Source organism: Bacillus sp. FDAARGOS_1420, assembly GCF_019344915.1.
GTDB lineage: Bacteria > Bacillota > Bacilli > Bacillales > Bacillaceae_G > Bacillus_A > Bacillus_A mycoides.
On sequence record NZ_JAHWJB010000003.1, the window covers coordinates 163,188 to 186,624 of the forward strand.

A 23,437-nucleotide genomic window follows, 5' to 3' on the forward strand; every position below is an offset into this window, starting at 1 on the left:
ATATACTTTAAGTTGATGGATGTGGGGTCTCACTTCACTTATAAGCTCTCTGTCTTTATTATTTTATATTGGGTATTTAAAGGTATAATGGTGGGGGTTTTTGTTATTGGCTAAAGGTGTGAATGTGATTTCTGAGTAGTTAGGAAACAGTAACATCAAAATTACATTAGACATATACTCGCATGTATTACCAACGATGCAAGAAGATGCAGTTCACAAAATCGATGAGATTTTGTAGAGAATGTGACCACTGGAGTTGTAGCATAGGATTTTTCCAAAAATAAAACCCGCATCAAAAGCTAATTTGACACGGTTTCTACAATATGCCTCCGGAGAGGTTCGAACTCACGACCTTCACCCTGTCAAAATCGATAATCTTTCATGATTATAACAGATAATAGATGTTAAACTCTGATATATCAGCATGTTATTAAATCTATACAGGATAAAAAATCTTTGAAAACGATATAAAATTACGATGTTCTGCCCCAAAAGTACTATTCCATCCATTTTAGCAAACAGTTATATATAAGAAAATTCCTTGAATATCAAGGGATTTTCTTATGACCCCAAAGAGGATATAACTCATGACTTTTATCCTGTCAAAGTGGAGATTTTTCAAATAATCTAGTCTTCCCTTTGTATTATAAACTCCCAAAACTTTTTTAATTCCTCACGTTTTTGAGGAGTCGCATTGTTTATATCTTTAAACCATTGATAAAGCTCAGGATCTTGAATGTCTGTAGCTTTTCTTATTTCAGTTGTACCAAGGAGGTAATCAATAGATACTTCAAAAAAGGTGGCTAATTTTATCAATGTATCATAATCAGGTTCTCGATTTCCTTGTTCATACATTGCATATGTAGTTCGAGCAATCCCTAGTTGTTTTGCCATGTCTTCTTGACGCAGTTTGCATTCTTTTCGAAGAGTGTGTAGTCTAGTGCCAAACATATGCTACCTCCTTTTAGGTGTTTTCTACATCAATTATAACGTCACAATATGTAACATTTAATAAGGTACACGAAATGTGTAAAAAATATTGATTTTAAACTTATTATTATGTAATATAATCATTAGTTACACATTTTGTGACAATGAAAGAGGGGGAATAATGAGGTTTTGGTTATTGGAAAAACGTAAAAATAAAGAGAAAACACAAGATTATATTGCATATAAGGCAAGAATATCTAGAAGTATGTATGCAATGATTGAAAGTGGTGAAAGAAATCCAAGTGTTCCTGTCGCAAAGAATATAGCTAGGGCACTCAATTTTGATTGGACTCTTTTTTTTGAAGAGTAATGTCACGATACGTGTAATTATTGGGGGTGAGAATTTCATTTCTATATTGTTTTCCTAAAACGAAATAATTTATTAATTATTTTTAAGAAAATATTAGATAAGGGAAGTGTTTAAATATGAACATGAAAACATTTGAAATGCGTGAAAAACGATTAGCAGAACTACTAGGTGCAAAGGTACTATGGGAGTTTATAAGTGCTGTAACAGAGGAAATTGAAAAGCAGGAATTAGAGTCGACACCAGGTTTATTAGAAGATCTATTCATACATGTGAAAGAGACTATTCAAATACAAAATATGAATCAACGCATAACAAAAGCCTCTGTAAAAACAGAGGCTGATGGTATAAATAAAGATACATTATTTATGGAAGCGTATGTAGAATTAATTAATCATAAGTTTATTATTTCTGAATTAGCTGTAGAGCTTTCATCTGTTCTAAAAGAATTAAATTATTTTGTTCAATCATCTTTGCCACAGCTTCAAAGTGAGCTTGATTCTCAAGAACCTCAATCTGCTTCTCTTTAGGAAGTGATTGAAGTATTTCTTTTATTTCTTTACATTCGTATAAATTATTCTCCGAGTCTTCGATTAATTTATTACGGCGATTGGTGTATTCAAGTGCACCTAAAGTCGCTAATGCGCGAGGATCTAATCCTAGAATTTCCATGTATTCCTCTCCTTTCCTCTACAATAATTCGATAGGGGAGAGGAGATTCCTTTAGTAATTTAGTAAAGTCTTTATACAGTTATACAAATTGTTAATGATTAGTGAGCATGTTATTTAGCAGGAATACAATTGAATTAGACTTAAAAGAGCTTCTTAAAAGGAAGAGAAGAAAGGGGAATCCAGTAATTCTTACTCTTTTTTCTTAAATGCTAAATATGACACGTTTGTTTCCTTTTATCATGAATTTTAAATGGGATTCTTTAAGGAAGATTAGATAGCTATAGGGTATGTAATATGAATAGATAAACAAAATGAAAGAGAATTGTAACCGTCAGTATTATAGGGAATATTAATGGGTTATCAAGTAATATGTCTTAAAGTGTTTAAAAGTGGGAATCTATGTATCACTCGTTACTTAAAAAGTAAAAGATTAGACATTAAAATAGTGAAAAGTATTTAAGTTACTTGTATAGATGAAATAATGGAGCATAACAAATTAAAACACGATGAAACATGTTGAAATAAATAGAAAGGGATCTTGAGGTAGGTTAAGAAGAGAAATAAGGCATGCTGAGAAAGTGGCTATTGAATTCGAAGAGGTTAAAGTGTAAAAGGTGTCACTTATGTAAGAATGTTTATTGCTATTTTACTCTATATAAAAAAGAAGCTGTACAAAAGTACAGCTAGACTTCTACACAAATTTATATGGCCTTAATGACGAATTGGGATTGAGGTATATATAGTAATTGAGCTGCTAAAGAAGTTGTCGTGTTAGCAAATGGATATGTTTCTTTATAAGAAAAATTACTATACACTATTTCATTCATTTCCAAGGTCGTGAACAGTTTGTTTAGAATTTTTTGAGAAATTTTATTTGTACAAGCAGCAATAAAATCAAAATCTTTTTTACTTATTTCTTGAATTGCATGTGAAAGAAGGCTGGTGACTATCCCACTTCCCATCCAATCTGGATGACAAGCGCCCATGTCTAGATAGACCAATTTTTCTTTATCCAAATGAGAAAACTCAATAGATTCTGTTTCTAATGTATCTAAAAGTTGAAAAATAGGATCCATTTGTGGGCATAGTTCATTTGCCTTATCTTTATCTATTAGTGGCTGGGTTACTTTTCTTGTTAAAAGAACACCGACAATTTGAAAATTATCTATTGCTACAAATGACATTGCTTGAGATACAGCTTGCTTTATCATTTCTTCGCACATTTTGTGAAAAGGAGCAAAGGGAATTTGTAAACTGCTTACAAGAGGTTCGTTATTCACAAAAGAATGTGCAAGTAAATGTGCTGCATCTTTCACGTGGTGTGTATCTAATAGCTCTATATTCATATGTTTTTCCTCTTTTCCTGATATAGTTAATAGTAATTAAAAGAATAAAGATTTTTATTTAATTTAGTTAAATTTAACTATTAAAGCGCTAACAAATATGATTATTAAACATATGAATAAGTCTGTTTAGTAGCAATCGAAATATGTTCATAAAGAAATGATACGATATCATCTAAACATTCAACAGTTGTATATGGAGAGATAGAAAAGAATTTTAATGTGGAAATCGGATTTCTATCACTACTGTTTATTACATCTACTACACAAGAACGAGTTGTATCACCAAAAAATACTTGATCGCGATTTTTTCCTAGATAATTAAATAGTTCTATATTTAATCGGTTTGTATCCTCAATTTCTTCTTTTGTTGCAAGACCTATTCTTTCTTTTTCCCAATTTTCTTGACCATCTCCATTCATATAGAAACGGAAGGTTGTAATTGGTCCATATGTAAAATCATTTGTGATTGCGACTTGAGGTAGAGCCTCACGCAACTTCTCTCTAAATAATAGATTTACACGAACATAATTTGCTAGTAATTTTTGATATCCTTCAATTCCAAAGGCTAATAGATTGATATACATGGGAATAGCGCTACCAGCTCGTGAACATTCTAAGGTATAGCCTGTATGATAACTCCCATAGGATCTATTACCAAGATAAGGTGTATCATCTTGTTCAATGTCCATCAGTTGTAAATCAGTATGATTTTTTACGATTAAAATACTTGAAGCATAAGGTGTTTGACCTAATTTATGAAAATCAAAACATACACTGTCTGCAAGGGACATATATTGCATTTTATCTTGTACGTATTGTAAGGCATTTTTCACATTAGGTTCAAATGAGAGTGAATTTTCTTCAAAACTATAATTATTAAAGAAACTATAGAATCCGCCCATTGCAGAATCCGCATGGATATAAATAGGTTTTAATTTATATATTTTTTGTATTACTTCAGCGCTCTCTTTAATTTTTTTTATATCATCAATGGTAAATGTATCTGTTGACCCCATAGTAGCTAGAATATAAAGGGGGATACCGCCATTTTTAATAACTTGTATCATTTTAGCCTCTAAATCTTCTATATCCATAGAATTTGTATAAGGATCAGTTTTCACTTTTATTAAGTGATTTGACCCAATACCAGTTGCTTCAGCTGATTTTAATAAACTATAATGTGCATTTTCAGAAGCAAAGCAATATACATTTTGTGGAGCGCCATGTTCTTTTGCTAATGGGAATTGTTTAGAGATTGCTAAACGTAAGCTCGAAAATACACAACCTTGTCCACCCCATGTTGTATAACCACCGCTATTATGTGGATTATAACCAATCAGTTTTGAAAGCATGGATACAACTTTTACCTCTGCTTCAGCTGCCCCTGGTCCATAGACATCCCAAACGCCATTACCATTTAAAAGTGCCATGGTTAGTATACCCAATAGTGATGGAATACTTGGTAGTGGTACAGCATTAGACAAGTAGTATTTATTGGGATAAGGATGGCCATTCATAAATTGGTTTAGCTCTTCTATAACCTCAGACATAGTGATTCCAGCTAGTGGTATATGACTTTGGTGAATTAAGCTATTATAGTATCCTTCTGATTTTTCCTCACATTTACCTAAAGTAGCTCGCTCTTCATTTTTTAATTGGTCAAGATTTTTAATTATTTTCTGCATAGATTCTAATAAAAGTTGTTGTTTTTCTTCATTTCCGTCAACGCTCGGAAATAGTTTTAAAATATCTTGCATGCAGTCACTTCTCCTTGTAAAAAACTGGATTTTTATTTTACTTGGTTAAACATAAGGGTATAATAATTTGTAATTGCCCTTTGAATCCTTAGAAATGAGGAGCTATTTAGAAAAAAATGTAATTCCATAGAAAATTATATGAACTATGGAATTTAAAGTAAAGAAAAATTTTTTGATTTATTTTTAAAAAAGTAATTGTGAGATAATGAAGTTTCTAAAAATATATCTGAATTAATTGTTTATTTAATTTATATCTTGTCCTAACATGTATTGAACTAGTGTAGTAGATATTTTAATATAATGTAGAACGTATTATAAGGTAGTTGAATAAAAGTGTTCAACTACCTTATAAACTGTAGAAATTGTCGGGAAAAGAGAAAAAATAGGGTGGAAGTGTTAAAGATATGTTCTAGTGGAGAAGAAGTAGTGGTATGGATTTGATAGTAAAATTAGCATGAATTTTTATGGAAGAATAATTATTGGATCAAAGTTTTTTAATGAATTCATTCTCACTATTTAATAATAATGGACGAGTTAAGTGTAAAGAATTTTCTTCAACCTGAGTAGAGTTTTTTGCACCAGGAATCGCAACTGAAACGGCTGGGTGGCTTAAAACATAACGTAAGGCGATTTGCGCTAGACTTCGATTTGATCGTACAAGAGAACCTAGTTTCTCTATTTTGTTTAAGCTATCTTTAAACCACTGTTCTTTTGGCCAATCTTTTCTTAAATCATCTTCTGGAAATTGAGTTTCATGATTAAATTTCCCAGTTAAAATTCCCATCTTAAGAGGACCTCTTATCACAGCACCTAAATTATGTTTTTCAATATAAGGAAGGATGTCTTTTTCAGGTTCTTTATTTAAAATACTATAATCAAATTGTACAACATCTAAATCATCATTCTGATTAAAATGTTTAATATAATCTAAATCATTAGTAGAAACGCCAACTGCTCTCACTTTGCCAGATGTTTTTAAGGTTTGGAAAGCTTGTAGAAAAGCTTCTGTTTCTTCAGGTTTATCCCACCAAATATGACAAAAGTACACATCTATATAATCCGTTTTAAGCCGTAGTAAACTAGCCTCAAACGCATCAATAATCTTTTGAGGATCTCCAAAAACTGCTGGTTGATTTTGGTCATAATGATGACCGATTAATCCACCCTTTGTAGAAAGAATGATATCCTGCCTTCGATTATTTATGGCTTTTGCAACGAGTGTTTCACTATGACCTAGTCCATAAACATCAGCAATGTCAATAAAATTAACCCCTAGGTCAATTGCTTTATTGATTGCATCAATGGATTCATTATCTTTTACTGCGCCCCATTCATCTTCACCAATCGCCCAAGAACCGAATCCTATCTCAGAAACTATTAATCCGGTGTTGCCTAATAATCTATATTCCATTATGTACGGACTCCTCCTTTTCAGTTTATATTATTAGAAATATATATATAGTGACCTGTTGGAATATCCTTGAATTTATTTTCGGGGTATAAATTAGAGTATATATTTTAATAAATATATATGAGATTACTTTATAAAAAGTAATTGGAATTATTAGTAAAATGATTTTTTATGCTTAAATTGAATAAAAGTATGAACTTTCACGGTATAAATATGAATTTTATTCATCATTTTAATAACTATGCAACAAGTGAAATAAATGTTGAATTTAGTCGAAAAAAATACATTTACAAATCGTAGAATATGTACATATAGTTGTAAATGTAAATATTATCCGTTTTGAAATATTTATAAAAGGAGAAATTCATATGAAGGAAATACAAAAGCAATGTGAAATTGTAGAAGAATTGGATGCAACAGTAGGGCAAGAAGCATTATGGATAGCTCATCAAATGGAATTAGAAAAAGGAATGAACAATGAAGCTGCCCTAATAAAGCTAAAAGGAAATCTTCAAATAGAGACCCTAAAGAAAGCGCTTACTGTAATGGTGCAATCTCATCCGGCGCTACGTACATTATTTATTAAAAGGGACGAAAAAATAAAACAATTCATTAAAAAGGGTATAGATTTTGATATACCAATTAAGGATTTAACTGCTTTTAAAAACACAGAACAAAAATTTATTTTAAAAAAATTCTTAGACTCTATAGTGAATGAGAAATTTAATTTAGAAGAAGGGCCTTTGTTTAAATTCCACATCATTAAATTGTGTGAAGATGAATTTATTTTACATATGATTTTTCATCACATTATTTATGATGGATGTAGTTTAGGAATTTTTATCCAACAATTGTCTCATACGTATTGTAAATTACTTCAAGAAAATACAGGTTTAGTATTAGAATCTCCTTATAAGAGCCTTGTAGAATTTGAGGAAGGTTTTATTGACAGTGCAATATATAGAGAAGGATCATCCTATTGGAAAGATTATTTACAAGGTGAATTACCTCCTACAGAGTTTCCTGCTACTATTAATAAAATGAATGAACCGATATATACGAATGAAAATATAAGTAAGAATATTGATGCCGATCTATTTTATCAAATACAATGTTTTGCTAAAAGAAATAACATAAGTGTCTATCGGGTTATGTTAAGTACTTATTGTGCCTTGCTTCATCAAATGACAAACGCTGAAGAAATTATTGTAGGTATTCCAATTAATACTAGACCACACACGGAAGAAGGGAATGCTTTTGGTTATTTTGTTAATACATTACCAATACGTATAACAATAGAAAAGGGGGATACATTTAAGGGGATACTTAACAAGGTGAATAAATCTGTTCATTTGGCTATTAAGTATAAACATAATCCATATTCACATATAGTAAAAGATTTAAATCTAAATAATAATACACATCATAATATGATATATTCAACAGCATTTAATACGGTAAGGATAACTCAATTGAAAATTCCAGATATTGAGTCCACAGTTTTAACAGATTGTAAAAGAGTAAATCCTTTTAACATGACCTGGAGAATAATGAGATATGAAGGGGAAACAGAGAATAAAATTGAGGTTGACTATAATTCAGCGTTATATAAAGCAGAGAGTATGAATGATTTAGTTGAAAGATATATATATTTGTTACAAAAACTAATGAAGAATGTAAATGAGCCTATCCATTCATTGGATTTACTTTTAAAAAAGGATCATCGTTTATACAAAGATATAAACTCAAATACTCTTGCATATCCTAATTCAAAAACACTAGATCAGTTAATCGATCTACAAGCATTAAAATCGCCAAATCAAATAGCGATTTCAATGGGAGATAAATCGATTACCTATTATGACTTGCAGCAAAGGTCAAATCAAATTGCGAATTATTTACGTGAAAATGATATAAAAAAGGGACAGCGTGTAAGTATTACTATGGTGAGAGAGATTGATACAATTGTGTGGATTCTAGGTATACTAAAATCAGGTGGAGTTTATGTACCAATCGATCCAAATTTTCCTGAAAAAAGAATAGAATATATATTAAAAGATAGTGAAAGTCAAATGATTATTACAAAGAAAGAATTCAGGGGATTAATTGAAAGGTTTGCGATTCATACAATTTATCTAGAGGATTTTCATTACGCTAATTCTATAGAAAATATTGTACCTACACATACCATAGAAGATACAGCGTATATTATCTACACGTCAGGTTCGACAGGTTTACCAAAAGGAGTAGATGTACCACATAAAGCAGTAATTAATTTATCATATTCATTAATGAATCAATTTAATTTAGACAAAAATGATGTATTTTTACAATTTGCAACGATGATCTTTGATGCCTCCATTATGGAAATGTTTCCGGTTTTGTTATGCGGAGGGAGAATGCATTTAATTTCTGAAATGGAAAAACGTTCTGCAGAAGAATTTATAAATGCAATTAACAAGAATGGTATTACATATGTTCTTTTACCAACTGCATTTTTTAAATTAATAGCTGATATGCCAAAAGAAATGTTACTTACATTAAATTCTTTAAAATGTGTATTTGTGGGAGGGGAAACCCTACCTGCTGAATCAGTTCGTAAATGGCAAAGTAAATTAGGGTTAAAGATTCCAGTTCTTAACGCATATGGTCCTACTGAAGCTACTGTATGTACAACCATTTATGAAGTAAATCATGAAATAAAAGAAGAAAGTTCTAATATCCCAATAGGTAAACCAATTGCTAATAGTAAAGTTTTCGTGGTAAGTCCGTTCAACACGTTATGTCCGTCAGGAGTAGTAGGTGAGTTATTCATTGGTGGTGATGGGGTTGCCAAAGGATATATAAATCAAAAGGAAAAAACAGAAGAGGCATTTATTTCTTTCGAAGAATCCTATAATTGCGATAAAAAAATGTATAGTACTGGGGATTTAGTACGTCTTTTACCAAGTGGGAACTTAGAATTTATCGGAAGGAAAGATAATCAAGTAAAACTACGTGGGTATCGAATTGAGCTTGATGAAATTGAAAGAGCATTATTTAAACACCCAGAGGTAAAAGATGCAGTAGTAGTAACTTATCAAAATGACAAAATCGCTAGCTTTTATTTATCAAAAGACAATACAGAGATAAAACAAGAGGACTTAAAAACATTCTTAAGTGAAAGTTTACCAGATTTTATGACTCCAAATTATGTATTTCACCTTAAAACATTTCCATTATCACCAAGTGGTAAGATTGATAGAAAAAAATTAGAATTACAAATCCCATCTTTACTTGGAAATATGAAGAATCAATATGTACCACCAATAAGTGAAACAGAAAAAAGGTTGGTAAAAACATGGTCAGAGATTTTAAATTTAGGGAAATATAGAATCAGCAGAGATGATGACTTTTTTAAACTTGGGGGACATTCATTAATTGCTGTGCAAGTGTTAAATCAAATTCAAAAAGAGTTTCATTTGAAAATAGAAATTAGAGATATTTTTGAGCATACAACAATTGCTAGTCTATCTGCTTACATTGATAAATTAATGGAAGTAAATACGGATAGAGAAGAACATGATATGCAAGTATTAAAGGTTGCAGATAAGGAATGTTATAAGTTATCCAGTGCTCAAAAAAGAATCTGGTTTTTAAATAAGTATAACGCTATTAATAGAGTATATGATACACAACTACACATAAATATTGAGCCAAGTTTAAAAAAGAATATTTTACAAGACGCCATAAGATTTTTAGTTGAACGACACGAGATGCTACGAACAGTGTTTATTGAAAAAAACGGGGAGCCTAGGCAGGTCATATTAAAATCAATATCTATTGACCTTATTCACGATGATATTGAACACATAGCTAAAAAGGAACAACAAGAATATATACGTAGAACAATAAATCAAACGGATCATACACCATTTGATTTGGAAAATGGACCACTTTTCCGGATTAGAATTTTTAATCTTGATAAGAAAAGATCCTATTTATATATCAATTTACACCATATTATTACCGATGAGTGGAGTGTAAGGAATTTATTAGATGAATTAATGAAGGTATATAATGCCTTTGCTAATCGAAGAAATCCTGAGTTACCAACTATTTCTAATCGATATGTGGATTATGTTGAGTGGGAGCACAAGCAGTTAAAATTAGGCCGGTGGGATACAGAAAAATCTTATTGGATGACCGAGCTTGCGGCGCCTCTTCCCCTACTAAATCTTCCGTTAGATTTTAGTAGGGATCGTCAAAGTACAAATAAAGGTAAAGTCTTTGAAATGAAGTTAGATAATAAAATGAAAGAGTCTTTGAAACAAGTATGTGAACAAGAGAATGTGTCTATGTATATGCTATTTTTGGCAGCATATATACAATTGTTACACTATCTAACGGATCAAAAAGATATTATTGTAGGTACACCGGTTGCTGGAAGGAATTATCAGGAATTTGAACAAATACAAGGATTTTTTGTAAATACTTTAGCTATTAGAACACAATTAAATGATGTGAAAAATTTAAAACAACTAGTACAAGTCGTTAAAGAAAAATGTTTGAATTCTTTCCAAAACCAATCGTACCCATTTGATAAAGTAATTGAGCAAATAAATCCTGATAGAAGTTTTGGAAATAACCCTATCTTTTCTACAATGTTTAGTTATCAGAAAGATATTTTGCAACAGCATGATGCATACAAGCTTCAATTGTTACCTAATAAACAAGATGTTAGTAAGTTTGACATTTCTTTAGCTGTTGAAGAAGGATCGGATTATGTAGAGATTTCATTTGAGTATAATATTAATCTTTTCAAGGAAGAGTCAATTAATAGGTTTACTCAAAATTTACTTAATATACTGGACGCATTTATTCATCAAAGAACAGTGGCATATGAGAATCTTTCATTCCTATCACTGGAAGAGGAATCTCTATATAGAAAGGTAAATCATACAGAAAGACCGTATCCTTATTTTCAAAATATACAGGAGCAATTCTATAAGCAAGTAGAAAGACAATCAAATAGGATTGCTATAGCTACAGAAACAGAGTCTTTAACATATAGGCAATTAAATAGGAGTTCTAATCAAGTAGCTCAACATTTACTCGAAAAAGGTATAAAAACAGGTGACAAAGTAGCCATATTTTTAGATAGAAGTATCAATAGTATCGTCTCTATGATTGGAATATTAAAAGCTGGCGCTGCCTATATACCAATCGATGTAAAATACCCCGAGGATAGAATTAATTATATAGTAAGTGACAGCAAGGCATGTAGAATTATAACGAATTACAAATACAAAAATCATTTGAATTCAATTAATTATAGCGTTTCAATAATAGAGGATATATATCGTACGACAATAAATGATGATGTTAAAATTTTAAATAAACCAGATGACTTGGCATATGTAATTTATACTTCAGGGTCAACAGGCAAACCAAAAGGTACATTATTAACTCATAACGGAGTATTAAATTTAGCTGAATGGAGAAATGAAGTATTTCATATTTCCCCAAATGATAAAGTAACACAGTTTTATTCCCATAGTTTTGATTCTTCTGTATCGGAAATTTTTTCTACCTTGTTAAATGGGGCTGAACTATATGTATTAAGTGATGAACAGCGCTATTCAACTTTCGCATATGCTCAAGCTATCCAAGAAATACAAGCAACTATTTCTGACGTGCCAACAGTATTTTTTAATGAATTATCGACTTCATTAACTAAATTGGATAGTGATAAGATACGTTCTTTAAGATTTATGATAATGGGAGGGGAAGCTGCATCAACAAATGCTATTAGGAGTTGGCAAAATACTTTTAAAAACCAAGGGCAACTGGTAAATGAGTATGGACCTACTGAAGCAACTGTTTCAGCGATGTATTATTTCATACCAGACTTAGAATGCGAAAATAATATTTTAGGTAGTATACCGATTGGTATTCCAATTTCTAATACAAAGGTTCATATTTTGAACTCATATATGCAACATTGTCCGGTAGGGGGCATGGGTGAATTATATATTGAGAGTTTAGGATTGGCCCAAGGGTATTGGAAACAGGAAGAGAAAACAAAACAGGCATTTATTTCAAATCCATTTTCAGAAGATAATAGTAAAAGGTTATACCGAACAGGTGATTTAGCAAAGTGGTTACCAAATGGAAATATAGAATTTATGGGAAGAAAAGATAAGCAGGTTAAGATTAGAGGGCATAGAATTGAATTAGGGGAAATAGAAGATTCCATATTACAATTTGAGGGGATAAGTCAGGCTGTGGTAACACAAACGAAAGATGGAATGCTACTGCAAGCTTACTATAAAACAGTGGACGGTATAGAAATAGAGAAAAATAAGTTAGCAATACATTTATCAAATGTATTGCCAGAATATATGATCCCTAAATATTACTCTCATGTGTTAGAAATACCAATAACGGCTAATGGGAAAATTGATTTCGGAAAACTGCCAGAAATAGAGTTTGACAATGAGAAAAAGGATGATTGTATACTTAAGCCTCAAACTAAAGTGCAAAAAAACATTGCAAAAGTATGGTCTGAAGTTTTAAACATAAAATCTATTGGCTTAAAAGATGATTTCTTTAATTTAGGTGGGCATTCTTTAAAAGTTATGCCGGCATTAGTTAAATTAAAACCGATATATCCTAACTTGAAAATTCAAGACTTCTTTAAGTATAGAACAATAGACAAATTAGCCTCTCATATTGAAGAGATGGAAAATATGTCGTTAAAGAAAGAGAAAAATATGAATGTAGCATGTATTGAAAATGAAACGAAAACGACTCCTGTTTATAAAAGAACTAAATTAGAAGAATGTGAGTTAGATATGGTGAATTATCCACAAGCAGTTTTTCTTACAGGAGCAACAGGATACTTAGGAGCTCATATTTTAGAACGATTATTACAGTTGCCATCTACGACTATTTACTGTTTAGTGAGAAAAAATGAGAATCAAGTAATTGATGAAAAGTTAAAAGAAAGAATGAGTTTTTATTTCGGTAAAGAAATTCTTAAAAAGTTGGAAGAGAGAGTAGAATTAATTGAAGGAGATTTATCTTTGATAAATCTAGGTCTGGATTCAAAGCAATTGGATTATTTAAAGAGTAACGTAGAGTCAATCATACATTGTGGCGGAGAAGTTAGACACTATGGAGAACGTGAGCATTTTCAAAAAGTAAATGTTCAGTCTACAAAATACTTATTGGAATTAGCTAAGAATACAAATGCACGTTATCATTATATATCGACTTTAAGTGTGGTAGGTCAGGCTGAAAGCGATCCAAAAGAATTTGAATTCTTTGAGTCTAATTTTGATAGAGGGCAAAATTTAGATAATGTGTACTTAGAAAGTAAGTTTCAAGGCGAGAAAATGGTCAGAGAAGCAATGGAAAGAGGAGTTCGTGCCACGATATACCGTGTGGGGAATTTAGTGGGTAACTCTAAAACGGGTAAATTTCAATACAATATTAATGAAAACGCATTTTATAGATTATTAAAAGGGATATGCCTATCTAGCATAGCACCTGAAATCAATACGTATGTAGATTTAACGCCTGTGGACTATGGAAGTTTAGCCATTACTGAACTATCTTATAAGGCCAACACAGTAAATAAAACCATGCATATTTGTAATCCAGCTCAGCTAAAGTGGGACCGATTTATTAATAGTTTACAAGTTTTCGGATACAATATTCTGTCAATGAAACAAGAGAAGTATATAGAGAAGTTTTTTAATACGAATCTAACTACTGATGAACAGATAGCATTAGAGCTTATAATGCCTTTATTAGAATCTGTAGAAGAGCTATCTGTATCTATACCATCTTGTTCGTATACGCAAAAATATCTGAAGAATGTACATTGTTTAAAACCAAATCAAGAATATATTAATTTGTTATTAAATTACGCCATGAGTATAGAGTATTTACCATTATTTAAAGAACCAATACTTTTATAGAATATATTATAGATTATGAACAAAAAAGAACCTGTTTTCCATGGAAAACAGGTTCTTTTTTGGAAAAGATAACTTAGGGGTACAGAAAAGATTCTTTCCCAATAGGATGGAAAACGCACTATTGAGAATATAAATATGCAATTATGTATATTTATATTGGTTATTTTTAATAATTTAAAAATCTAATATATAATTAAAAGGTTTTTTATTGAATTAATTAACCTATAAAAAACGTGGGAATTAAATATTTTTACGTTTTTTTGTACATAACGTTTAAATAAACAGCTTGTCTTTTGAAAAGATTGAAAGTTGGTATTTATATTGGCGAGAATATCTTTTACAATGGACCCTATATAAAAAAAGTAGCTGCAAGTGCAACTACTTTTTTTCAAAAACATTATTATTCAAATAACGCCTTTAGCGTAAACTTGCGCTTAATGGTACTTGAGAATAAACTGTGAAATTGTTACCATAAGTACCGTGCCTTGAAAATGAGGAAGAAATTGAATTGTTCCAACTTTTGTAGGTAACCCCAGATGTATCTGTTCTTAGAAGTACGTTTGAAAAGCTAGCTTGGCTAAAGGAATTACGTCCAGTATCTTCAACCCCCTGAACCATTTTTACTGGTTCATATTGAGAAAATGAGCCATATACAGGCTGATTTGCATATCTAGGGCTTCCATTTACATACATAGTAACCGTACCATTTCCGTTATTAACGAGTTTAAGGTTTACTCGGTCACCATCTTTAATTGATGCATCATACTGCGTGTTCCAATACTTACTGTTTTGACCTGATTCATTATATCCTGAATTTAGAAATACTTTATACCCACTTGGTGTTTTGGAAATACCACCCTCAACTTTAGATGCTCCAATACCTAAATACCAATTCACATATCCATCTTTAACAACAACTGATTTTGGTAGATTTATATCAGCTGCAATCCCAGTATAGGTACTATTTGTAACACTTTTTACAGCACCTTCTGTAGCTGCAAAACTAGTAGTTGAAAACATTGATAGAGAAATTAGAAGTGAACCAACTAGATACATCATTTTTTTCTTACTTTTCCTTAATACTTGATTCATGTTAGATCCCCCATATTTTAAATTATTAAATTGTATGGAAAGTTGGCCAACTAACTACAACTTACAAATTAAAGATATATCAGGTTTCATTTAATGTATATATTTCCCTGTTATAAGTCATTGAAATGTCAAATGAATTTGTTTTTTCATATTTATCAATATAGATGGAGTTGACAGAATAAAGTAGTATGTCTATTTAAATGTAAGAAGATTTTGTTAAAAAATATAAAAACTTATAAGTGTGTTGGGGATAGTATGTACTACGATTCATTTAGGAGAGAGAAATATGGAATGAATATAGTTTTTTTCAATGGGTAGATCTGAAATATTTAGAAATAGATTAAAAACAAAGGAAATAAATGAATCGTTTTTCTTAAGGAATTCATTGAAATAGTTCGTAGATGAAAGGAAATATATGATTTATAAGACATGGATTTCCTATATAAAAGAAGAAAGGGGATCCAGGTATGGGAATTACAAATACAAGATCGAAGTTAGATAATGCAGCTATTGAAGAGGCTATAGAGGTATTAAAAGATGAAAATGAATGTTTATGTATGGAAATCGATTACTTAAAAAAGTTAAAGGCCTTCCTTCAAAAAGAGATGGAATTACAGAACAAGACAAAGCAAGAGTAATTTATCTTACAAAATTCGAAAGTATATAACATATTAAGATAGTATTAGATAATTATATAGTTCATTACAATCGCAAGATAATTAAAGTACAGTTAAAAGGAATGAGTCCAGTACAATACCGGACTCACATTCAAACAGCCGCTTAATTTTTTGTTTAATTCTTCAGGTCCAGTTCATCATAGGCGATCGATTGTTGGCCTGCTACGCTTAGTGATTGTTATTCTTTAACTCATCTCATATTACGTTAGTTTAAGTATTGAGAGTAAAAGAATAGGAATAGAAATATTAATGTTTTGCTAAATAATCTATTAAAGAAACTTAAAGGAATAACAAGTTCTCCTATTGTAAGGATTTTAAGTTTATCCTTATTTAGTCCTATTATTAATTCTTTTAATGTTTGGAAGTTTATTTTATTAACGAAAGACCAACTTGGCACAGCCTTTGTATCTGAACCTATTTTGAAAATAATATGAATACTATGTGCATGAAAACCGCTTATTATTAGAATAAGCATAAATCCTAAAATAATGAACCAAGTCATTTTTCAACACCTCCTTTCAGTATCTAATATTAAGATATTAAAACTGCTGAGAAAGTGTGCTGTTGTCCATGAAAAATATTGAGAATTTGTTGAGGAAACGTTGAAAATGTTGCAATGCGATTGATTGTAGGGGAGTTAGAGTTAATAATGCTTGTCAGATTATATGCGTGAAAAAAGGAAATAGGAAAGAGAACAATTGCGTAGACTGTTCTCTTAAGGAGCGGAAGTGCTGAACATTTTCAATGACAATGATTCAACCATTCCGTTAATAGTATGTGCAAATATTTATAATTCATACAAGAAAGGCGGCTATTAAAAATAGCCGCCTTGCCTCAGGGAGAGTTCAAGAAAATCAGAGATTCATTATGGATACAGATTGGCTGTTACCAATCTATTCGTAGTATTGGAAATAATCACATGAATTATTCGTAAGTTAAAATCTCAATTCATTGTAGGATGAGTGACATGCAAAGTAAAAAGAGCACTTTTTAAAAGTGCTCTTTTTAAGGTGTGTATTAGGACTTGAAAGAGGTATCAATGACAATTTAGAAGGAGATATCTCTATACAACATATGGAGGTACTATGGAAGGGTGACGATAAAAAATAAAAAGAGCAGTTAGAATGAACTAACTGCTCAGCTCCAGGGGAATTGGAGACTTGGTTTTTTATAGTATTAGCAAACTTTCGGTGTATTATTCGAAAGTAGATATAGATGGTTAATTTTAAAGATTGTATTAGTGCATCTTATCCTTTAAATAGTGTTCCTCCATTAGTAACATGAGACTCTCCACTTTCTCCAATTTCCTCAACAGGAATAAGTGGTAAATTATTATTATCTGATCTATTATTTCTATTCATAGCATTAAAAAATTGCAAGATGGATCAGTAACTAGATTTGGTTATGAAATTTTTTGATTTTATAAAGGGGGAAGGGGTAGTTTCAATTATCGAGACAGTAAAAGGAAAAGCAAAAAGGATTAATTTTGAAGAAAGTGCGTGCTTTAATTGTATTAGGAGTCTTAATTATCGTATAACTACGTCCTATATAGCTAGGGAAAATGAACGGATAAATTGCATAGAAGTCTTTGTATATCATAGGCTTAATTCTATGTATGATACTTGGACATTTTGGGTTACTAGAGCTATCAATATTAGTAGGGTTAGTATGTATTGTATGAGGTATCCTTATAGCGATATGAATTAGTGTTATATAGAAAAACTAGGTGTTCAGAGCATCTAAATTGGATAATTTTTTACTTTGCATAGAAAAAGGAACCCAGGAGGGTTCCTTTTCTTATTCCGATCTATCTTAAGCGCATATAAGATAATATTATTTTACATCTTAATATTAGGAATTACAATTAATAATTAGAAATTACCGTGAGGTGGTGTTAATAGGAGAAAGGACCACAAACATTACTGCATTCTCTGGTTGTAATGAGCCTTGCATTTGGATATTAAATGTCTAGTAAGTAAATTGGTCAGATTTTTTTCTACCGGTGTTTCATCAAGGTTAATTAGCTCGTAAATATGAAGCTTTACGCTATAAGATAGAAATACTTACAAATTTCAAAAGAATTCCTTTTATGTACCAAGAAGCAAAATATATTTATGATAAAATATAGAAAAAGATGATTAAGAAGGGATAATTAAAGTGAAACCAACAATTTATGATGTTGCGGAAAAAGCAGGTGTATCAATAGCGACTGTATCCAAGGTAATTAATCAAACTGGGCGTATTAGTGAAAAAACAATAAACAAAGTAAATCAGGTAATGGATGAATTAGATTATCAGCCAAGTAGTGTAGCAGCAGCGTTAACAGGTAAAAAAACATATACGATTGGGGTACTTGTCCCAGATATCTCAAACCCTTTTTTTGCAGAAGTAGCAAGAGCGTTTGAAAATAGTGCACGAGAATCCGGGTATACACTCATTTTATGTAGTACAGACCATCAAACAAAACGTGAACACGAATACATTGATCTATTATTTAAAAAGCAAGTAGATGGCATCATTATTGCAACGGAGCTAAATGATTATAAACTTGTAAAAAAAATCGTGAATCGAGATTTGCCACTTGTACTATTCACTGTAGATCACCATTCCATCACAACTCATGTTGTGACAACTGATGATATGAGAGGAGGCTATCTAGCTGGAAGTTATCTAACGCAGAATGGCCATACATCTTTAACAATTATGATGGAGAAGGATAGAAAAAGTAGCTTAGGGAGATTGAATGGTTTCAAACAAGCTCTTACGGATTCAGCGATATCGTTAGATGATGATGCTATTATTAGTTGCTATTCGACAGTGGAAGACAGTAAACGTGCAAGTAAGGAATTACTTCATTTGCCTAACAGACCTACAGCGGTTTTTGCTTGTACAGATTTAATTGCTATATGCCTTATGAATGAAGCAAGAAAACAAGGACTTTCAATTCCGGAAGATTTATCAATAATCGGATTTGATAATACAATCTATGCTGAGATTGCAGATCCAGGGTTAACAACAATTGAGCAGCCAATTAAACAAATGGCAGCCTGTACGTTTGAACAACTGCTAAAAACGATGGAAATGAAGGAGCATGCTAAGCAAAAAATTACAATTATTCCTCAGTTAGTAGAGCGATTCTCAGTAAAGGATATTACATGATAGATTTTTTATAAGCCTATTTGAATGTAACAAAAGAAGGTCATCGTAACTAAGTATAGTTAGGATGACCTTCTTTTATATTTAGGATTTATACTGAGAATTGTTCTCCGCTTTTCGTATTTAAATCCTGCTCCATCTCATTTTCCTTTGGAATAGTAAGGAAATGAGTTAAAAATGCACCAAAGAAGTACAAACCAGCAAAGATCCACATCACGCCGCCAACACCTAATGGACCGATGAAAACGGTTACTACTAATGGCCCGACGAATGCTGATAATCCTGAACCTAAATTTAAGACAGACATTGCAGCTCCTTTATTTTCAGGAGATAAAGATGGGACTAATGCGGTAAGAGGTACATAACCGGCAAGTGTTGCTCCATAGCAACAGGCAACAAATAATATTGCCCAATAATTATGTCCTACCATTTGTGGTACATAATAGAGTGCAAGAGTTACAATACCGCAACCGACTCCTCCGAACCATTTAATTGTATTTACCCAACCAAACTTGTCTCCAACAATACCAAAAATAATATTAAATACCATATTTACAAAGAATAGAGTACCCCAAATTTGAAGCCATTCAGTCATCGTAAAATTATATTTCATCATATAGGTAGGTAGGAAAACAACAAATCCAAACTGAGCGGCCGAGTTTATAATTTTTACAATACCGCCTATACCAACTTTAGGATTTTCAAATGCGATGGTAATGCCTTTTAGTAATTCACTTGATTTGTTAGCGCTTACGGTTTGTGCTTTAAATTTATCCTTATTCACAACAATTGAGAATAATCCACCGACGACAACAAAAATTAAAGCACTCCATAATGTAGCGATTTCTCCGATTTTAGGAACCATATAGCTAGAATAAAAGGCTCCTATAACACTAAGCCCTAGCTGGAATACGAACCAGAACCAACCAACTGCTCTTGAAAGCATTTGTTGAGGAGTACTGTAAGATACCCAAACTAGAAAAGAATAAGCAAATAAAGGATAACCGAACCCTCGTAGGGCATAGCAAATTAATATTACGGGATAATTCATATGTTGAATTCCTATACCTATGAACCCGATTGAACCTAAAATGAATGATACTAAACCAAACATCATGACTTTTCTTGGCCCCCACATTTGTACAAATACCCCAGAAAACCAAGAAGAAGCAGATACAGTAATTCCGTAAATAGTAAACAGGAAAGCAGCGTGTTCTAGCGTTAATCCTTTTTCAACGAGATAAGGGGATAACCATCCCTGTTCTAAACCGTCCCCAATCATAAAAACAATAATCCCTATGTATCCCCAAGTTAAATTAGAAGGGATCCCAATCCTGTCCATAAATGTTTTGTTTGAACTAATAGCGTTCATTCTCCCACCACCGATAAGTTATTTTTTGGTTAAGCGCTTAATTCTTTTTGATAAAAAAAGTATACGCTTACATTATGAGGTCGTCAATTAAATTTTTTGACAATTTACAACTTTCTTTTATAGAGGCAATCTAATTACTTATTGGACAATAAAATAATAGTGAGTATGAAAAGAGAGAAATACCTTATAGATGGAGGTGACTATTTAAAAGGCTCGGTTTTCTTTGTTATATCAGTATTTTAAAAGAATATATTTATAGCTTTTTAGATGATTTATTTCTAAATTATTATTTTTTATTTTTATGTAATACGTTTATAGAGGGAACTTAAAATTCAGATGAAAAGGGGAGTATTCCAAAAAATAAAAATGTTTTCAATTTAGAATCAAGTGTGTATAATGAAGAAAAACAAGGAAAGCGCTTAACTTAATTTAATGTGCTTAACCTTATAGACTTTCATTTCGTTTCTTAAATTTTAATATAGAGGGAGAAATCATATGAACGTTTTAAAAATTGGGATTATTGGTGCTGGGCGAATTGGGAAACTACATGTTGATAATTTGCAGCTTATGCCACAAGTAAAAATTAAAGCGGTTTCAGATGTAGTAATTAGTCATCTAGAAAAGTGGGCTCAAGATAAAGGGATTACCACTCTAACTACAAACTATCAGGATTTATTAGCAGATCCAGAAATTGATGCTGTCTTTATTTGTTCACCAACAAATACACATGCGCAAATTATTAAAGAAGCAGCTCTTGCGAAAAAACATATTTTCTGTGAAAAGCCTGTTAGTTTCTCAGTAGAAGAAACATTAGAAGCATTAGAAGTGGTAAAAGATCAGGGAGTATCACTTCAAGTAGGTTTTAATCGTCGTTTTGATCCTAACTTCAGGAAAGTTTATGATCTGATTCAACAAGGTGAAGTTGGGCAGCCGCATATCTTAAAAATTACGTCACGTGATCCACAACCGCCAAGTATAGAATATGTTCGCTCTTCAGGCGGATTGTTTATGGATATGATGATTCATGATTTTGATATGGCTCGCTATGTGATGAATAGTGAAGTCGTTGAAGTATTTGCATATGGAACAACATTAATTGATTCCTCCATTCAGGAAGTAAATGATGTTGATACAGCAATTGTCACATTAAAATTTACAAATGGAGCTTTAGGAGTAATTGATAATAGCCGCCAAGCTGTTTATGGATATGACCAGCGTGTTGAAGTGTTTGGTGAAAAAGGCGCGGTTGCTGCGGATAATTGCTGCCCGACAACAGTACAAGTTTCTAACACAGAAGGTGTTGTAAAAGATAAGCCGCTTTATTTCTTTTTAGAGCGTTACACGCAGGCTTACATTGAGGAAGTAACACAATTTACAAAGTCAATTATAGAAGGACAAGCTGTTATTTGCAGTGGTAATGATGGGTTACAAGCAGAGCGGATTGCGAAAGCTGCGAAGGAATCTTTGCTAACAGGAAAACCTGTTCAAATTGAACATAAACAGCCTGCATTAAATCAATAAAGAGAGCGCTTACTTCTAGATAGATAAATAAAGAGTAATGAATAGTAGGTTTATAAAAATATGAACTATATCATTCATTCTTTCATAAAGCATGGGAGGTAGTAACAATGAATCCACTTATTTTTAAAGAAGATTGTCCATTAGACCTTATTGCAGTTGGACGTTTATGCGTTGATTTAAATGCTAATGAAACACAACGTCCTATGGAAGAAACTAGAACGTTTACTAAATATGTAGGAGGTTCTCCTGCAAATATTGCGATTGGTGCTGCACGTCTTGGCTTACAAACAGGATTTATCGGTAAAGTGTCCGATGACCAAATGGGCCGCTTTATTACTGGGTACCTAAAGGACAACAATATTAATACAGATCAGATATGTATCGATCGTACAGGTGCAGTGACAGGTTTAGCATTTACAGAAATTAAAAGCCCTGAAGATTGCTGTATTTTAATGTACCGCGACAATGTCGCAGACTTAAACCTTGATCCAACAGAGGTATCTGAGGATTATATTAAACAATCAAAAGCACTCTTAATTTCAGGAACAGCTTTAGCGAAGAGTCCTTCTCGCGAGGCGGTATTTTTAGCGCTAGAATATGCGCGTAAGCATGATGTAGTTGTATTTTTTGACGTGGATTACCGCCCTTATACATGGCAGTCAGAAGCTGAAACGGCTGTGTATTACAATCTAGCAGCTGAAAAATCTGATGTCATTATTGGAACGCGTGAAGAATTCGATATGATGGAAAAACTATTAAACTATGAACAGTCTAATGACCAAGTTACGGCTGAAAGATGGTTTTCTCATCATGCGAAAATCGTTGTAATTAAACATGGCGGGGATGGTTCAATCGCTTATACGAGAGACGGTCAATCTCATCGAGGCGGTATCTTTAAAACAAAGGTGTTAAAGACGTTTGGCGCGGGCGACTCGTATGCATCTGCGTTTATTTATGGCTTAATGCAAGGGCTTGAGATCCCTCAAGCGATGCGATTAGGTGGCGCTTCTGCTTCGATCGTTATTTCTAAACATAGCTGTTCTGATGCAATGCCAACAAGGGCAGAGATTTCTGCATTCATGGAAACGGCTGAGGAATTGGTATAGAAATCTCATGAATTAATAATCAAGTAAGGGCTTATCCTATTAGATGCTTCTACATTACATAAA

14 protein-coding genes and 2 pseudogenes are annotated in these 23,437 nt (G+C 32.0%); 9 read left to right on the forward strand and 7 right to left on the reverse strand.

Annotation, left to right across the window (positions count from 1 at the left end; genetic code table 11):
- Positions 1 to 100: 100 nt before the first annotated feature.
- Positions 101 to 238, forward strand: a pseudogene (locus I6L50_RS35100) (site-specific integrase); the annotation flags it as partial.
- A gap of 389 nt (positions 239 to 627) precedes the next feature.
- Here the strand turns inward: I6L50_RS35100 and I6L50_RS29860 are convergent.
- A complete protein-coding gene (locus I6L50_RS29860; protein WP_219303862.1) occupies positions 628 to 951 on the reverse strand; it encodes a helix-turn-helix domain-containing protein in 324 nt (107 codons plus the stop codon).
- 160 nt (positions 952 to 1,111) lie between these two features.
- On the opposite strand from I6L50_RS29860, the gene I6L50_RS29865 reads away from it, so the two are divergent.
- Together I6L50_RS29865 and I6L50_RS29870 are read left to right on the forward strand one after the other, a co-directional pair.
- A complete protein-coding gene (locus tag I6L50_RS29865) occupies positions 1,112 to 1,300 on the forward strand; it encodes a helix-turn-helix transcriptional regulator (RefSeq protein ID WP_219303863.1) in 189 nt (62 codons plus the stop codon).
- Between the two features lie 116 nt (positions 1,301 to 1,416).
- Positions 1,417 to 1,827, forward strand: a complete 411-nt coding sequence (locus tag I6L50_RS29870) for a hypothetical protein (protein WP_219303864.1) — start codon at positions 1,417 to 1,419, stop codon at positions 1,825 to 1,827.
- A gap of 843 nt (positions 1,828 to 2,670) precedes the next feature.
- Here I6L50_RS29870 and I6L50_RS29875 read toward each other — a convergent pair.
- The 3 genes from I6L50_RS29875 to I6L50_RS29885 all read right to left on the reverse strand — a co-directional run bounded on the left by I6L50_RS29875 (position 2,671) and on the right by I6L50_RS29885 (position 6,483).
- Complete coding sequence (locus I6L50_RS29875; protein WP_098618353.1) at positions 2,671 to 3,315, reverse strand: hypothetical protein; 645 nt, start codon at positions 3,313 to 3,315, stop codon at positions 2,671 to 2,673.
- 104 nt (positions 3,316 to 3,419) lie between these two features.
- Positions 3,420 to 5,072 carry a pyridoxal phosphate-dependent decarboxylase family protein gene (locus I6L50_RS29880; protein WP_219303865.1) on the reverse strand — a complete coding sequence of 551 codons (1,653 nt, stop codon included), beginning with the start codon at positions 5,070 to 5,072 and terminating at the stop codon, positions 3,420 to 3,422.
- 484 nt (positions 5,073 to 5,556) lie between these two features.
- Positions 5,557 to 6,483, reverse strand: coding sequence for an aldo/keto reductase (locus I6L50_RS29885; protein WP_219303866.1), 927 nt, complete (start codon positions 6,481 to 6,483; stop codon positions 5,557 to 5,559).
- A gap of 368 nt (positions 6,484 to 6,851) precedes the next feature.
- Between I6L50_RS29885 and I6L50_RS29890 the strand changes: the two genes are divergently transcribed.
- Positions 6,852 to 14,450, forward strand: coding sequence for a non-ribosomal peptide synthetase (locus I6L50_RS29890; RefSeq protein WP_219303867.1), 7,599 nt, complete (start codon positions 6,852 to 6,854; stop codon positions 14,448 to 14,450).
- A gap of 417 nt (positions 14,451 to 14,867) precedes the next feature.
- On the opposite strand, the gene I6L50_RS29895 is transcribed toward I6L50_RS29890, so the two are convergent.
- Complete coding sequence (locus I6L50_RS29895; RefSeq protein ID WP_219303868.1) at positions 14,868 to 15,542, reverse strand: hypothetical protein; 675 nt, start codon at positions 15,540 to 15,542, stop codon at positions 14,868 to 14,870.
- A gap of 467 nt (positions 15,543 to 16,009) precedes the next feature.
- On the opposite strand from I6L50_RS29895, the gene I6L50_RS29900 reads away from it, so the two are divergent.
- Together I6L50_RS29900 and I6L50_RS35890 are read left to right on the forward strand one after the other, a co-directional pair.
- Positions 16,010 to 16,180: a hypothetical protein gene (locus I6L50_RS29900; protein ID WP_219303869.1), complete on the forward strand. Its 171-nt coding sequence runs from the start codon at positions 16,010 to 16,012 to the stop codon at positions 16,178 to 16,180.
- Positions 16,181 to 16,188: 8 nt separating this feature from the next.
- A pseudogene (locus tag I6L50_RS35890) lies at positions 16,189 to 16,326 on the forward strand (IS3 family transposase); the annotation flags it as partial.
- Between the two features lie 98 nt (positions 16,327 to 16,424).
- On the opposite strand, the gene I6L50_RS29910 reads toward I6L50_RS35890, so the two are convergent.
- On the reverse strand, positions 16,425 to 16,721 hold the full coding sequence (locus tag I6L50_RS29910) for a hypothetical protein (protein ID WP_000219732.1): 297 nt from the start codon (positions 16,719 to 16,721) through the stop codon (positions 16,425 to 16,427).
- A 1,655-nt stretch (positions 16,722 to 18,376) separates the two neighbouring features.
- On the opposite strand from I6L50_RS29910, the gene I6L50_RS29915 reads away from it, so the two are divergent.
- Entirely contained in the window at positions 18,377 to 19,378 is a 1,002-nt protein-coding gene (locus tag I6L50_RS29915) for a LacI family DNA-binding transcriptional regulator (protein ID WP_219303870.1), read from the forward strand.
- Between the two features lie 88 nt (positions 19,379 to 19,466).
- Here I6L50_RS29915 and I6L50_RS29920 read toward each other — a convergent pair whose 3' ends face one another.
- Positions 19,467 to 20,747, reverse strand: a complete 1,281-nt coding sequence (locus tag I6L50_RS29920; RefSeq protein ID WP_219303871.1) for an MFS transporter — start codon at positions 20,745 to 20,747, stop codon at positions 19,467 to 19,469.
- A gap of 495 nt (positions 20,748 to 21,242) precedes the next feature.
- Between I6L50_RS29920 and iolG the strand changes: the two genes are divergently transcribed.
- Both iolG and iolC read left to right on the forward strand, forming a co-directional pair.
- Positions 21,243 to 22,268, forward strand: a complete 1,026-nt coding sequence (gene iolG, locus I6L50_RS29925; protein ID WP_219303872.1) for an inositol 2-dehydrogenase — start codon at positions 21,243 to 21,245, stop codon at positions 22,266 to 22,268.
- Positions 22,269 to 22,375: 107 nt separating this feature from the next.
- Entirely contained in the window at positions 22,376 to 23,374 is a 999-nt protein-coding gene (gene iolC, locus I6L50_RS29930) for a 5-dehydro-2-deoxygluconokinase (RefSeq protein ID WP_219303873.1), read from the forward strand.
- Positions 23,375 to 23,437 lie beyond the last annotated feature (63 nt).

What these genes read in the sequence shown, in the direction of transcription:
- I6L50_RS29910 (WP_000219732.1), bottom strand. Translation starts at nt 16,721, where the DNA reads ATGACTTGGTTCATTATTTTAGGATTTATGCTTATTCTAATAATAAGC.
- I6L50_RS29900 (WP_219303869.1), top strand. Translation starts at nt 16,010, where the DNA reads ATGGGAATTACAAATACAAGATCGAAGTTAGATAATGCAGCTATTGAA.
- I6L50_RS29865 (WP_219303863.1), top strand. Translation starts at nt 1,112, where the DNA reads ATGAGGTTTTGGTTATTGGAAAAACGTAAAAATAAAGAGAAAACACAA.
- I6L50_RS29890 (WP_219303867.1), top strand. Translation starts at nt 6,852, where the DNA reads ATGAAGGAAATACAAAAGCAATGTGAAATTGTAGAAGAATTGGATGCA.
- I6L50_RS29920 (WP_219303871.1), bottom strand. Translation starts at nt 20,747, where the DNA reads ATGAACGCTATTAGTTCAAACAAAACATTTATGGACAGGATTGGGATC.
- iolC (WP_219303873.1), top strand. Translation starts at nt 22,376, where the DNA reads ATGAATCCACTTATTTTTAAAGAAGATTGTCCATTAGACCTTATTGCA.
- I6L50_RS29860 (WP_219303862.1), bottom strand. Translation starts at nt 951, where the DNA reads ATGTTTGGCACTAGACTACACACTCTTCGAAAAGAATGCAAACTGCGT.
- iolG (WP_219303872.1), top strand. Translation starts at nt 21,243, where the DNA reads ATGAACGTTTTAAAAATTGGGATTATTGGTGCTGGGCGAATTGGGAAA.
- I6L50_RS29885 (WP_219303866.1), bottom strand. Translation starts at nt 6,483, where the DNA reads ATGGAATATAGATTATTAGGCAACACCGGATTAATAGTTTCTGAGATA.
- I6L50_RS29895 (WP_219303868.1), bottom strand. Translation starts at nt 15,542, where the DNA reads ATGAATCAAGTATTAAGGAAAAGTAAGAAAAAAATGATGTATCTAGTT.
- I6L50_RS29870 (WP_219303864.1), top strand. Translation starts at nt 1,417, where the DNA reads ATGAACATGAAAACATTTGAAATGCGTGAAAAACGATTAGCAGAACTA.
- I6L50_RS29875 (WP_098618353.1), bottom strand. Translation starts at nt 3,315, where the DNA reads ATGAATATAGAGCTATTAGATACACACCACGTGAAAGATGCAGCACAT.
- I6L50_RS29880 (WP_219303865.1), bottom strand. Translation starts at nt 5,072, where the DNA reads ATGCAAGATATTTTAAAACTATTTCCGAGCGTTGACGGAAATGAAGAA.